The sequence below is a fragment of the Pseudomonas sp. NBRC 111127 genome (assembly GCF_001320345.1).
GTDB classification, from domain to species: domain Bacteria; phylum Pseudomonadota; class Gammaproteobacteria; order Pseudomonadales; family Pseudomonadaceae; genus Aquipseudomonas; species Aquipseudomonas juntendi.
Map to the genome: position 1 here is coordinate 15,350 of NZ_BCBD01000018.1, position 13,731 is coordinate 29,080.

The following is a 13,731-nucleotide window of genomic DNA, read 5'->3' on the forward strand; positions in this document are numbered from 1 at the left end:
GGGCGCGGCGATGTCTGTCCGTGCGTTCATTCCGTGAACTGTCCGATAGGAGATCGCCCAGCATGCTGCCCCGCTTCGCCACCCTGCTTGCCGGCCTCAGCCTCAGCGGCCTGGCCCAGGCCGCCGCCACCCAGTACCCGCTGACGGTGGACAATTGCGGTAAGCCGCAGACCTTTGCCCAGGCCCCGCAGCGCGCCGTGACCATCGGCCAGGCCGGCACCGAGATGCTCTATGCCCTGGGCCTGGGTGACAAGCTCGCGGCGAGCTCGCTGTGGTTCAACAATGTGTTGCCCGAATACCAGGCCGTGAACGCCACGGTACCGCGCCTGGCCGACAACGAACCCAGTTTCGAGGCGGTGGTTGGCCAACGCCCGCAACTGGTGGCCGTGCAGTTCGAGTGGATGGTCGGGCCGCAGGGTGTGGTCGGTACGCGCGAACAGTTCGCCGAACTGAACATCCCCACCTACCTGTTGCCCTCGGACTGTGAAGGCAAGGACAACCTGATCGGTGCCGACGGCACCCGCCTGCAGGCGTTCCAGGTCGACAGTATCTACAAGAGCGTCAGCCAGCTGGCGGAGATCTTCGATGTACAGGCGCGCGGCGTGGCCCTGAACGCCGAGCTCAAAGGCCGCCTGGACAGCGCCCGCGCGCAATTGGCCGGCAAGGACCTGTCGGGCACCTCGGCACTGTTCTGGTTCTCCAGCGCCAACCTGGTCATCGACCCTTACGTCGCGGGCCGCCAAGGCGTCGCCGACTTCATGCTGCGCACCCTGGGGGTGCGCAATGTGGTCGAGTCCAGCGAGGAGTGGCCCACCGTAGGTTGGGAAACCCTGGCCAGGGCCAACCCCACCTGGCTGATCATTGCCCGCATGGACCGCCGGCGTTTCCCCGCCGACGACTACCAGAAGAAACTGGCATTCCTGCGCAGCGACCCGGTAACGCGCAACATGGACGCGGTGAAGCACGACCGCATCATCATCCTCGACGCCGACGCCATGCAGGCGGGCATCCGCCTGTTCCGTGGTGTGCAGACGTTGGCGGCCGCTTTTGCCAGCGGTAAAGCCAGCCAGTGATCAGTCGACTGTCAGCCTGTATCGGCCTGGCCGTGGCCGCACTGCTGGCGGCCCTGCTCGCCGGCACAGCCATTGGCGAAACCGGCCTGGCACCGCGCGTGGTCGGCCAGGTGCTGGCCAACCAGCTGTGGCAAGCCGGTTATCCGGTCGACCCGATCGATGCCGGGATCATCTGGAACTATCGCCTGACCCGCACACTGGTTGCGGCGGCCTGCGGTGCCGGCCTGGCCACCTGCGGCGTGATCCTCCAGGCGCTGCTGCGCAATCCCCTGGCCGAGCCCTACCTGCTGGGGCTGTCCGCCGGCGCTTCGACCGGTGCCGTACTGGTTGGCCTGCTGGGCCTGGGCAGCCTGGCTTTGAGCATGTCGGCCGGCGCCTTCATCGGTGCCCTGGCGGCCTTTGCCCTGGTGCTGGTGCTGGCCCGCGCGGCAGGCCCTGGCAGCAATAACGCCCAGGTGATTCTGGCCGGTATCGCCGGGTCGCAACTGTTCAATGCCCTGACGGCATTCCTGATCACCAAGTCGGCCACCGCCGAGCAGGCACGGGGCATCCTGTTCTGGCTGCTGGGCAACCTCAGTGGCGTGCGCTGGCCCGCAGTATGGCTGGCCGTGCCAGTGGCACTGTTCGGCTTGCTGGTGTGCCTGTGGCATCGCCGCGCGCTGGATGCCTTCACCTTCGGCGCCGACTCGGCAGCTTCGCTGGGCATACCGGTGCGGCGCACCCAGTTACTGCTGATCAGTTGCGCGGCGCTGGTAACGGCCGTGATGGTGTCCATCGTCGGCGCCATCGGTTTCGTCGGGCTGGTCATTCCACACGCCCTGCGCCTGCTGCTCGGCCCCGGACACAGCCGCTTGCTGCCTGCCAGTGCATTGGGCGGGGCACTGTTTCTGATTGCCGCCGACATCCTCTCGCGCACGCTGATCAGCGGCCAGGTCATACCGGTGGGCGTGGTCACCGCGCTGCTTGGCGCGCCTGTCTTCGCGCTGATACTGGTCAGCCGCCGGGGGCGCCCATGACGGTCATGGCTGCATTCCAACTGGCGCCGCTGAGCTGCCAGGATCTCGGCCTGCAACTGGCCGGCAAACGGGTGCTGCACGACATCCACCTCAACCTGGTGGCGGGTGAAACACTCGCGATCGTCGGCCCCAACGGCTCAGGCAAGTCTTCGCTGCTGAAGGTGCTGGCCGGCCTGCGCCCGCCGGCCTGCGGCAGCGTGCAGTTGATGGGCGAGCCACTGGCAGGCATGCCTCGCCGGCGCGTGGCCCAATGCCTGGCACTGGTTGAACAGCAGGCCGACACCCTCGATGCAATCAATGTGTTCGACGCGGTCGCCTTGGGCCGCACGCCGTGGCTGTCAGCCATTGCGCCGTTCTCCAGTGCGGACCGGGCGATTGTCGAGCAGGCACTGGCCGACCTCGACGCCTTGCACCTGCGCGCTCGCCTTTGGGGTTCGTTGTCCGGTGGCGAGCGCCAGCGCGTGCATATCGCCCGCGCCCTGGCCCAACGGCCGCAGGTGCTGCTGCTCGACGAACCGACCAACCACCTGGACATCCAGCACCAACTGAGCCTGCTGCAACAGGTACAAGCCCTGCAGGTGACCACCCTGGTGGCCCTGCACGACCTCAACCAGGCGCTGACCTGCGACCGCGTTGCAGTGCTCGACAAAGGCCGGCTGGTCGCCCTCGGCACGCCGTTCGAGGTACTGACCCCCGAGTGCCTGCTGCACACCTTTGGTGTTCATGGCCATTACCTCACCGACCCCTGGGACGGCACACGCATCCTGCGCTTTCGCGCCCCCTGAGCTACCGGCAGAAGCCTGGGTAGCCCAGGCGCCTGGCCTGCTCAGCCCAAGCGCAGTTGCATGTGCGTGGTTTGCCAGACCGGGTCTGGCTCCACGTCCACGACAGCGAAGCCTTGCCGCTCCCAGAACGTGATGGCCCCCGGCAGGAATGGGTGGGTATGCAGGTAGAGGCAACCGATGCCAGCCTGCAGCGCCTGCTGGCGCAAGGCGCCGAACAACGCGGCGGCAAGCCCGCGCCTGCGGTACGCCGGCAGCACGAACAGGCGCACCACTTCAACTACCCGCTCGCCAGCATAATCAAGCTGGCTGAAACGGTGGTCGTAGGGCAGGTAGCCGATCACCCCGACCAGGCGCTCATCAACCCGGGCTTCCAGGAAGCAGCCCTCGCCTTCAAGGTAGGTTTCGCTGAAATGCGCCAGGTCCCGGGGCAACGGTGCATTGGCCAGCGCCGGAAACAGCTCGCGGCGCGCGCTGTCGACAAACGCCAGCACTTGGCCAATGGCATCGCGGGTAACAGGTTGCAACGTCCAGTTCGGCATAAGGTTCAAGCCTGAGTGTTGGGTGCACGGTTCTAACCCAGCCGGCCGTACAAGGCAAATCGCAGGGCTCGTCGCGGCAGGGCTGACCTCGCTATAATCGGCAGCCTTCACTGCCCGACCAGGCCACGCCATGCCTCGCATCCAGAAGTTGCTGTTGCCGCTGTTGCTGATTGCTGCCGTTACCGCCTGCGACCAGAAGCCCTCCCGTGAAGAGCAGATTCTTGCCCAGCTGCCGCTGCAGGATGCCTACGACCACAACATCGAACGCATGGCCGGGCTGCTGGCCCGTCAGCACCCACGGCTGGCGCGTGCCACCATTGAAGATGTGCTGCGCAAGCACCTGACGGTAGAAGACCAGCGCCAGGACCTGTTCCGCCTCTACAGCAAACAGCATTTCAGTGACGCCGAGTTCGCCACCATTGTCGCTGCCACCCAGGACCCGGCCAAGGCCCGTGCCCTGGAAGACACCGATGCTGGCCGGCAACTGAGCGACAAACTCACCGGCCTGATGCGTGAAACCGCCCGCGACCCCAAGGTGCAAGCATTGGCCGAGCAGCGCATGCAGCAGGTGCAAGACGAACTGAACGCCTTGGACAAGGCAGGTTCATGAGCGCGACCGGCACGGTCGCTTCCGTTTCGTAGCCCTATTCGAACACTCGAGGTCAGGATTGCCACACGCCAAGCACGGACTGCGCCTGGATCTACGCACACTCATTCTGGTGCTGTGCGCCCTTACTGCCGTGGTCATGCTGTGCGCCAGCTATTTCGCCAGCTACCGGGTGCAGCGCCAATTGCTGATCGACCACGCGCTGGAAGCCAACCGGGTGTATGCGGCCAAGCTGGCCAGCATCACCGATGCATTCATCGGTAGTGCCTTGCAGCAACTGGCGTTCAGCGCCAGCGAGCAAGGCCGGCAACTGGACGATCCCGCCGCCTTGCAGCGCGAAACCGACCGCGTGCTGGGCCAGAGCATGGCGTTCAATTCCACGTTCGTGATCGATGCCAATGGCGTGCTGCTGGCGATATCCCCCGCCCCGCTACGCCACATGGTCGGCACCCGGATGCAATCGCCCGGTGTGCAGGAGGCATTGCAGGAACGCCGCGCGCTGGTGTCGACACCCTACCTGTCGGCGGCCAACAACCTGGTGGTGGCGCTGACGCAACCGGTCGTCGACGCCAACGGCCGCTACCTGGGGTATGTCGGTGGCAGCCTTTACCTGCGGGAACGCAACATCCTCAACCGCCTGCTCGGCGAGCACTTCTACAAGGACGGTTCGTACCTGTATGTGGTCGACCGCAATCGCCGGTTGCTCTACCACCCCGACAGCCAGCGGGTGGGTACCGTCGTGCAGGGCAATGAGCTGATCGACCAACTGACCACCCTGGGCAACGGCACCCGCCAGCTGACCAACAGCCAAGGTGTGGAGATGGTCGCCGGCTTCGCCACCGTGCCCAGCGCCGGCTGGGGCGTGGTGGCACAGCAGCCACTGGCACAAACCATGATGCCGCTCAGCCGCCTGGTGCTGAACGTGGTCGGTACTTCCGCGCCGCTGGCCCTGATAGGCTGCTTGCTGCTGTGGTGGCTGGCCCTGACCATCGCCCGCCCACTGTGGCAACTGGCTGCAGGTGCCCGCTCGATGGACCGCCCCGGCACCGCTGAGCGCTTGCATCGCGTGCGGGCCTGGTACTTCGAGGCCGCAGAGCTCAAGCGCGCCTTGCTGTTCGGCTTGAACTTGCTGCAGGCGCGCATCGGCAGGCTCAACCGCGATGCCCAGACCGACCCCCTGACAGGCCTGGGCAACCGCCGCAGCCTGGAGCTCAACCTGTCGCTGCTGGAAGCCGAAGGCCGGGCATTTGCAGCCATCGTGCTGGATATCGACCACTTCAAGCAGGTCAACGACAAGCATGGGCATGTGGTCGGTGACCAGGTGCTGCAGCGGCTGGCCGAGCTGATGCGCCGCTGTTGCCGCGAGGGTGACCTGCTTTGCCGCACCGGCGGTGAAGAGTTTCTCATGCTGCTGCCTGGGGCCAGCCTGGAGGTGGCCGCCGCGGTCGCTGAGCGCCTGCGGGTGACGGTGCAGGAAACGCCGATCCAGCCGGTGGGCGCGGTGACCCTGTCACTGGGGGTGGCCCACTGGAGCGGCGAGCCGGGGCGCGAGCCGGAAACCGTGCTGAGCGAGGCTGACCTGGCGCTGTACCGGGCCAAGCAGGAAGGGCGCAATCGCGTCGCTGTCGCCTGATTGCCTGGCGCCCGCTGCGCTGCCGGGCACACGCCGTGTCGATGGCGGTTGATTCAGGTATCCCGAGGTCGTCCTCGACAAAGCGCCTTGCGCTGCCCGGTTATCTACTGGCAGGCATAACAATGATGGCGCGGCCAGACCGCATCACGTTCATCATGCCTGCCAATGGAATCGGAGAGCACCCGCATGTCCGCACCTCATGAGGTATCCCCCGCCACCCTGCGCAGGGTGATCGCCGCCTCGGCCATCGGCAACTTCGTCGAATGGTTCGACTTTGCCGTGTACGGCTTTCTCGCCACGCTGATCGCCAGCCAGTTCTTTGCCAGCGAAGATTCCAGCGTCGCCTTGCTCAAGACCTTTGCCGTGTTCGCGGTGGCCTTCGCCTTGCGCCCCCTGGGCGGTATCGTGTTCGGCGCCCTCGGCGATCGGCTGGGGCGCAAGCGCATCCTCTCGCTGACCATCTTGCTGATGGCCGGCTCCACCACCCTGATCGGCCTGCTGCCGACCTACGCCAGCATCGGCCTGGCCGCGCCGGTATTGCTGACCTTGGCGCGCTGCCTGCAGGGGTTTTCTGCCGGTGGCGAATACGCCGGGGCCTGCGCCTACCTGATGGAACACGCGCCCAACGACAAGCGGGCTTTCTACGGCAGCTTCGTACCGGTTTCGACCTTTTCCGCGTTCGCCTGTGCGGCGGTGGTCGCCTATAGCCTGGAAGCCAGCCTGTCCAGCGAAGCCATGGCTGCCTGGGGCTGGCGCATTCCGTTCCTGATCGCCGCGCCACTGGGCCTGGTCGGCCTGTACCTGCGCTGGCGCATGGAAGAAACCCCGGCATTCCGGGAAGCCGTGGCCCAGGGCAAGGAGCACGAGCATTCGCCACTCAAGGAAACCCTGCGCCACCACGGCCGGGCCATTCGCAACCTGGGGGCGTTCATTTCGCTGACGGCGTTGTCGTTCTACATGTTCACCACCTACTTCGCCACCTACCTGCAACTGGTCGGCAACCTGACCCGGGCGCAGTCGCTGCTGGTCACCACCGTAGCCCTGCTGTTCGCCGCCATCGGCTGCCCGCTGGCGGGGGCGCTGTCGGACCGGTTCGGGCGGCGCAAGACCATCGGCTTCACCTGCCTGTGGGTGATGCTGTGCGTGTTCCCGGCCTACTGGCTGGCCAGCTCCGGCTCGATGCCGGGGGCCCTGCTGGGGGTGATTCTGCTGGCGGTCGGGGCGCTGTGCAGCGGGGTGGTGACAGCGGCATTGCTGTCGGAGAGCTTCCCGACCCGGACCCGCTACACCGCTTCGGCCATTACCTACAACGTGGCCTATACGCTGTTCGGTGGCACCGCGCCGCTGGTCGCGACCTGGCTGATCGGGCAGACCGGCAGCAGCCTGGCGCCGGCGTTCTACCTGGTGGTGATTGCGTTGGTGGCTTTGCTCGGCGGGCTGGCGTTGCCGGAAACGTCCCGGATATCGCTGCATGATGAACCCAACGCCGAGGGTGTAGGCCAAGGCGTTCAAGGCTCGGTTTGAGATCCTGGGGCTGCCGTGCAGCCCATCGCGACACAAAGCCGCGTGTGTCTTGAGAGGGGATTAGAGTCTGGAGTGAGAGCGGCGAATGACAAGCTGGATGCCGCAGGTGCCTAGAGCCCGCTCCCACAACGAATCGCGCAGGCTGTCGCGCAAGCTTCAAACCCAGTGCAGTACCTGTGGGAGCGGGCATGCCCGCGAACACCGGCGCAGCCGGTGCCAGATACCGCGTTGCCTGCTTGGCGGGCAAGCCCGCTCCTACAACGAATCGCGCAGGCTTTTCAAAATTTGAGAAAGACAGCTGCTCCTGCAAGTACGGCGGCAACTCCAAGCCAGCGCAGGCCCTGTGGGAGCGGGCGTGCCCGCGAACACCGGCGCAGCCGGTGCCAGACACCGCGTCGCCTGCTTCGCGGGCTTGCCCGCTCCCACAGGTTGAATCGCGCAGGCTTCAAATTTTGAGAAAGACAGTTGCTCCTGCAAGTACGGCGGCAACTCCAAGCCAGCGCACCTCACCCTGTGGGAGCGGGCATGCCCGCGAACACCGGCGCAGCCGGTGCCAGACACCGCGTTGCCTGCTTCGCGGGCAAGCCCGCTCCTACAACGAATCGCGCATGCTTTTCAAAATTTGAGAAAGACAGCTGCTCCTGCAAGTACGGCGGCAACTCCAAGCCAGCGCACCTCACCCTGTGGGAGCGGGCGTGCCCGCGAACACCGGCAAAGCCGGTGCCAGACACCGCGTCGCCTGCTTCGCGGGCTTGCCCGCTCCCACAGGTGAATCGCGCAGGCTTTTCAAATTTTGAGAAAGACAGTTACTCCCACCAGGCACACCCTGCAGGGTGGAGGTGTGCCGCGATGGGCCGCCCCAGCGGCCCCAGGGCTTTACCCCTCCTGCGCCTCTTCGCGTCGATAAGCCCATTGGTACAACGCCGGCAATACCAGCAAGGTCAAGGCGGTCGAAGACAGAATTCCGCCAATCACCACGGTCGCCAATGGCCGCTGCACCTCAGCCCCGGTGCCCGTCGCCAAGGCCATGGGAATGAAGCCCAGTGACGCCACCAGCGCCGTCATCAGTACCGGGCGCAAACGGGTCAGCGCGCCCTCCTCGACCGCCGCCCGCAGCGTTCGCCCCTGCTCACGCAAGCCGCGGATGAAGGCAATCATCACCAGGCCATTGAGCACGGCCACCCCCGACAGGGCAATGAAGCCCACGCCAGCGGAAATCGACAAGGGAATGTCGCGCAACCACAGGGCCAGGACGCCCCCTGTGAGGGCGAACGGAATTCCAGTGAACACCAGCAGGCCATCCCTGAGGTTGTTGAACATCATCAACAGCAACGCCATGACCAGCAGCAAGGCCACTGGCACCACCACTTGCAGGCGCTCGGCCGCCGATTGCAGCTGTTCGAACTGGCCACCCCAGCGTGTCCAGTACCCAGGCGGTATCGGCACCTGGCCGCGCAATACCTGCTCGGCCTCCTGCACGAACGAGCCCAGGTCGCGCCCCCGCACGTTGGCGCTGACCACCACCACCCGCTTGCCGTCTTCGCGGCTGACCTGGTTCGGCCCCAGTTGCAGGTCAAGGGTGGCCACCTGCGACAGCGGGATGAAGCCGATCTGCCCGGTGCCCGCAGCCCCACTGGCCGGCACCGGGATCAGCAGGCTGGCCAGCCCATCCACGTCGGTACGCAAGGTTTCCGACAGGCGCACCACCATATCGAACCGCCGGTCACCTTCATACAAGGTACCCGCCTTGCGGCCGCCCACCGCGGTGGCGATGGCATCCTGCACATCGCCCACGTTCAGGCCATGGCGGGCGGCCTTGTCGCGGTCGATGTCGATGGTCAGCACCGGCAGGCCCGTGGTCTGCTCGACCTTCACCTCGGACGCACCGGGTACGCCCTGCAGGCTGCCGGCGATCTGTGCGGCAGTACGGTTGAGCACCTGCATGTCGTCACCGAACAGCTTCACCGCCACATCACTGCGAACACCGGAAATCAGCTCGTTGAAACGCAACTGGATCGGCTGAGACAACTCATAATTGCTGCCGGGAACACTGGCGGCGGCACGTTGCACGTCGGCGATCAGCGCCTCGCGTGACTTACCGGGGTCGACCCATTGCTCGCGCGGGCGCAGCATCACATAGGCATCGGAAATATTCGGCGGCATCGGGTCGGCAGCGATCTCGGCGGTACCGGTACGGGCAAACACCCGCTCCACCTCGGGCACCTGGGCGATGATGGCCTGCTCCAGGCGCTGCTGCATGTCCACCGATTGCGACAGGCTGGTGCCCGGCACACGCAGGGCCTGCAGGGCAAAATCACCCTCGCTGAGGCTGGGGATGAATTCACTGCCCATGCGGCTGGCCATTACCCCGGACAACAGCACCAAGGCCGCTGCCCCGGCAAAAGCACGCCGGCGCCGGCCCAGCACCCAGGCCAGCACCGGCGCATAACGCTGCCGCGCCGTGCGCATTACCAGGCCCTCTTCTTCCTTGACCTTGCCGGTGACGAACAGGGCGATCGCAGCGGGTACGAAGGTCACCGAAAGGAGCATCGCGCCAAGCAGGGCGATGACCACGGTGAAGGCCATGGGGTGGAACATCTTGCCTTCGACCCCGGTCAGGGCGAAGATCGGCAGGTACACCACCATGATGATCAACTGCCCGTAGATCAGTGGCCGCCGTGCTTCGCGGGCGGCGGCAAACACCTCGTGCAAGCGCTCGCTGCGCGTCAGCATGCGGCCATGCCGTTGCTGGGCATGCGCCAGTCGGCGGATGGCGTTTTCCACGATCACCACCGCGCCGTCGACAATGATGCCGAAATCCAGCGCGCCCAGGCTCATCAGGTTGGCGCTGACCTTGTTGGCGAACATGCCCGTGAAGGTGAACAGCATCGACAACGGAATGACCATGGCGGTGATCAGTGCCGCGCGAATGTTCCCCAGGAACAGGAACAGCACGGCGATCACCAGAATGGCCCCCTCGATCAGGTTCTTCTTCACCGTGGCGATGGCCTTTTCCACCAGGTTGGTGCGGTCGTACACGGTCACCGCCGACACCCCTTCGGGCAGGCTGCGGTTGATCTCCACCAGCTTGGCAGCCACTGCCTGGGATACCGTGCGGCTGTTTTCGCCGATCAACATGAATACCGTGCCCAGCACCACCTCGCGACCGTTTTCGGTCGCCGCCCCCGAGCGTAACGCTTCGCCAAGGCCTACCTGGGCAACGTGGCTGACGCGGATCGGGGTGCCGTCCACGCTGGAGATGACGATGTTGGCGATATCATCGGCCGAGGCCACCTGCCCAGGCGCGCGGATCAGCAACTGCTCGCCGTTACGTTCGATGTAACCCGCGCCGACGTTGGCGTTGTTACGCTCCAGCGCCGCGACCAGGTCGTTGAGGGTGAGCTTGTAGGCCGCCAGGCGCTTGGGGTCCGGCGCAATCAGGTACTGCTTGGCGTGCCCGCCAATGCTGTTGACCTCTGCCACCCCGGGCACGTTGCGCAACTGCGGCTTGATGATCCAGTCCTGGATCACGCGCAGGTCGGTTGCGCTGTAGGGGGTGCCGTCTTCCTTCAGGGCCCCCTCTTCGGCTTCCACCGTCCACAGAAAAATCTCCCCCAGCCCGGTGGAGATCGGCCCCATGCCAGCCTCGATGCCCTCGGGCAGTTGCTCGCGCGCCACTTGCAGGCGCTCGTTGACCAACTGGCGGGCGAAGAACAGGTCGGTGCCGTCCTCGAAGATCACCGTGACCTGTGACAACCCCGAGCGCGACAGCGAGCGCGTCTGCTTGAGCCCGGGCAGGCCGGCCATGGCGGTTTCGATGGCGAAGGTGATGCGCTGCTCGGTCTCCAGAGGCGAGTAACCGGGTGCGGCCGTGTTGATTTGCACCTGGACGTTGGTGATATCCGGTACGGCGTCGATCGGCAACTGCCGGTAGCTGTGAATGCCCACCGCGGCCATCAGGACCACAGCCAGCATCACCACCAGGCGCTGCTCGATGGCAAATTGGATCAGGCGTTCGAACATGCAGGCGTACCCCTGGTCAATGGCTGTGCTCGGCCGAGCCTTTGCCCAGCTCCGACTTGAGAACGAAGCTGCCGGCGGCAGCCACCTGGGTTCCGGCGGCCAGGCCGCTGGTGATTTCCACCTGCCCGGCATCGCGACGGCCGGTGGTTACGGGTCGGGCCTCGAAGCCCTGCTCGGTACGGGCAAATACCACGGTCTGCGCGTCCAGGCTTTGCAGGGCGATTTCAGGCACCACTACCGCAGCCTCGAAACGTTCGATGCTGACCGCAACATTGACGAACAAACCGGGGCGCCAGGCGCCGTCAGGGTTGGCCAGGCTGGCACGGACGGTGGCGGCACGGTTCTGCTCGCCGAGCAGGCTGCCAACGTAATTGACCTTGCCTTCGACCTGGGCCCCCAGGTCTGGCGCGCTGACCATGACCGTACGGCCGGTGCGTACCTTGTCCAACTCACGCGGTGCCACGGCAAAAGTCGCCCACACCCGGCTCAGGTCAGACAGGGTGAAGGCGTTGCTGGTCGCGTCGACCACCTCACCCACGCTCAGGTGTTTCTCCACGACCACGGCGTCGAACGGTGCGCGCAGTTCATAGCGGTTGCCGGCACCTGCCGGCCCTACCGCCGCGACCTTCTGCCGGGCATTGGCCAAGGCGATTTCGGCCTCCTGCAGCGCCTGGCGCGCCTGCAGGTAATCCTGCTCGGCGCTGATGCGCTCCTGCCACAGCTGTTGTTCGCGGCGCAAGGTCAGGCGCGCCAGCTCAAGGCGGCGTTGGGCAGCCTGCTGCTCGCTGCGCAGGTCAGATATCTGCTGGCTGGCGATTACCGCCAGCACCTGCCCGCGCTTGACCGCCTGGCCCAATTCGGCCTGGACTGCCTCGACCACACCCGGCACCCGCGGTACCACGTGGGCGGTGCGGTCCTCGTCAAAACGGATTTCACCGGGGAAGTTTATGGCTGTACCCAGCGCGCGCGGCCCGGCAGCAACCAACTGCACCCCGGCAGCTTCGATCTGGGCGATGGACAGGTGCACCTGCCCTTGTTCATCGTCGTGCTCTGTTTCTGCATGGCCTTCGGCGGCGTCCGCCTCGCCATGCTCATGGCTGTCTTCAGCTGGCTGGGCAGTGGCTGCCTGGCCGAGCGTACCGGTCCAGGCCAGGCCACCGAGGCCTAACGCGGCCAGGGTGGCTGCCAGTAGGGCCAACTTACGTGGGTTAGTCATTGCTGCTCCTGCTGATCATTGGGTTGCCCAGGTCATCGAGGTCGCCGTAGATACGCTCGACCCGCGCGCGTGCATCGGCCGCCGTGGCCAGGGCCTCGAGGTACAGGCCACGGGCCTCGATCAGCGTGCGCTGGGCATCGAGTACATCGAGAAAAGCGAACTTGCCCATTTCGAAACCACGGGTGGCGGTGTCCACGGCTTGCTGTGCAGCCGGCAGGATGGTGCGGTCGTAGGCCGCCACCTCCTGCATGGCCGTGGCCCATTGGTCGACGGCGCTGCGGGTTTCGCTGCGCAAGCGCAGGGCCACGGCATTGCGCAAGTCACGCGCCTGGTCGGCACGGCGCGCAGCCGCCAGCACGTTGCCCTGGTTACGGTCGAACAACGGCAGCGGCATGGACAGGCCAACCACGTTCACCCGCTCGCGCTCTTCGCGGCTGTACTGGCTGCCAAGGCTGACGGTGAGGTTGGGAATGCGCTGAGCCTTTTCCGTGCCCAACGCCGCATCGCCACGCTCGACCTGGGCGGCGGCCAGGCGCCACTCGACCGTTTGCTCGACGCGGGCGAGCAAGGTGTCAGTACTGGGCGCGGCCCCAGGCGAAAGGTTGGCCGCCTGCAAGCTGTCGAAGCTGGCCAGCGGGCTGCCAGTCAAACGCGCCAGGGCCTGGTAGGCCACGCTACGCTGGGTTTGCGCGCGGCGCAGTTGGGCCTCGGCCTGGGCCAGTTGCACCTGGGCGCGGGTGGCCTCCACGGGCGATGACTGGCCGGCAGTGACCCGCCCCTGCACCACCCGCAAGCCGCGGGCGGTCAAGGCCTGGGATTGCTGCGCCAGCTCCAGCGCGGTCTGTGCCCGCAAGGCGGCATGGAACGCCTGGACCACATCGGCACGCAGGCCATTGCGCTGGCGTTCCAGGTCAAGCTGGGCGATCGCCTGACCGACGCCGGCCGCGGCGATGCGTGCAGCGCGCTTGCCGCCCAGTTCCAGCGGCTGGCTGAGGGTGATGGTGGTGGTGCTGGTGTCCCGGCGCGTGTCCTCCACCTCCCACGCCAGCTCGGGGTTGGGCAGTAACCCGGCCTGGCGCCGCTCGCCGTCGGCAATGCCGATTTCGCGGCTGGTGGCAGCCAGTTCCGGGTTCTGGGCAAAAGCGGCGGCCAGCGCCTGGGGCAAGCTCAAGCGCTGGCTGGCGTGGGCGCTCGTGGCGCCAACCAGCAGCAGGCAGAGCAAGGCGAACTTGCGGGGGATGAGCACGGAACAGGTCCTCGTCGACGAAGGGTGGCGAGGGACTGTAGAGAGGGCTGGTTATCGGGGTGGTGGCAT

10 protein-coding genes are annotated in these 13,731 nt (G+C 66.1%); 6 read left to right on the forward strand and 4 right to left on the reverse strand.

Annotated features, from left to right (window positions below; all coding sequences use genetic code 11):
- Positions 1-62 precede the first annotated feature (62 nt).
- From APH30_RS05595 to APH30_RS05605, 3 genes are read left to right on the forward strand one after another with little or no spacing between them, the layout of a single operon-like run.
- Positions 63-1,073, forward strand: a complete 1,011-nt coding sequence (locus APH30_RS05595; protein ID WP_054911910.1) for an ABC transporter substrate-binding protein — start codon at positions 63-65, stop codon at positions 1,071-1,073.
- Complete coding sequence (locus tag APH30_RS05600; RefSeq protein ID WP_029884977.1) at positions 1,073-2,089, forward strand: iron ABC transporter permease; 1,017 nt, start codon at positions 1,073-1,075, stop codon at positions 2,087-2,089. Before APH30_RS05595 ends, APH30_RS05600 begins: the two co-directional genes overlap by 1 nt.
- Positions 2,086-2,874, forward strand: a complete 789-nt coding sequence (locus APH30_RS05605; RefSeq protein WP_054905220.1) for an ABC transporter ATP-binding protein — start codon at positions 2,086-2,088, stop codon at positions 2,872-2,874. Before APH30_RS05600 ends, APH30_RS05605 begins: the two co-directional genes overlap by 4 nt.
- 41 nt (positions 2,875-2,915) lie before the next feature.
- On the opposite strand, the gene APH30_RS05610 is transcribed toward APH30_RS05605, so the two are convergent.
- On the reverse strand, positions 2,916-3,413 hold the full coding sequence (locus APH30_RS05610; protein ID WP_009683983.1) for a GNAT family N-acetyltransferase: 498 nt from the start codon (positions 3,411-3,413) through the stop codon (positions 2,916-2,918).
- A gap of 130 nt (positions 3,414-3,543) precedes the next feature.
- Between APH30_RS05610 and APH30_RS05615 the strand changes: the two genes are divergently transcribed.
- The 3 genes from APH30_RS05615 (at position 3,544) to APH30_RS05625 (ending at position 7,177) form a co-directional block, all read left to right on the forward strand.
- Positions 3,544-4,023 (forward strand): hypothetical protein, encoded by a 480-nt coding sequence (locus tag APH30_RS05615; protein ID WP_054911911.1) that lies wholly within the window; start codon positions 3,544-3,546, stop codon positions 4,021-4,023.
- Between the two features lie 58 nt (positions 4,024-4,081).
- Complete coding sequence (locus APH30_RS05620) at positions 4,082-5,653, forward strand: sensor domain-containing diguanylate cyclase (RefSeq protein ID WP_054911912.1); 1,572 nt, start codon at positions 4,082-4,084, stop codon at positions 5,651-5,653.
- Positions 5,654-5,839: 186 nt separating this feature from the next.
- On the forward strand, positions 5,840-7,177 hold the full coding sequence (locus APH30_RS05625; RefSeq protein ID WP_054911913.1) for an MFS transporter: 1,338 nt from the start codon (positions 5,840-5,842) through the stop codon (positions 7,175-7,177).
- 876 nt (positions 7,178-8,053) lie between these two features.
- On the opposite strand, the gene APH30_RS05630 is transcribed toward APH30_RS05625, so the two are convergent.
- Genes APH30_RS05630 through APH30_RS05640 form a run of 3 tightly spaced genes read right to left on the reverse strand, consistent with a single transcriptional unit; the run spans position 8,054 to position 13,662 of the window.
- The gene (locus APH30_RS05630) at positions 8,054-11,200 is read right to left on the reverse strand and encodes an efflux RND transporter permease subunit (RefSeq protein WP_054911914.1); all 3,147 of its coding nucleotides are present in this window, start codon (positions 11,198-11,200) and stop codon (positions 8,054-8,056) included.
- Positions 11,201-11,216: 16 nt separating this feature from the next.
- Positions 11,217-12,416, reverse strand: coding sequence for an efflux RND transporter periplasmic adaptor subunit (locus tag APH30_RS05635; protein WP_054911915.1), 1,200 nt, complete (start codon positions 12,414-12,416; stop codon positions 11,217-11,219).
- Complete coding sequence (locus APH30_RS05640) at positions 12,409-13,662, reverse strand: TolC family protein (RefSeq protein WP_054911916.1); 1,254 nt, start codon at positions 13,660-13,662, stop codon at positions 12,409-12,411. The genes APH30_RS05635 and APH30_RS05640 overlap by 8 nt, the downstream gene beginning before the upstream one ends.
- Between the last annotated feature and the right edge of the window lie 69 nt (positions 13,663-13,731).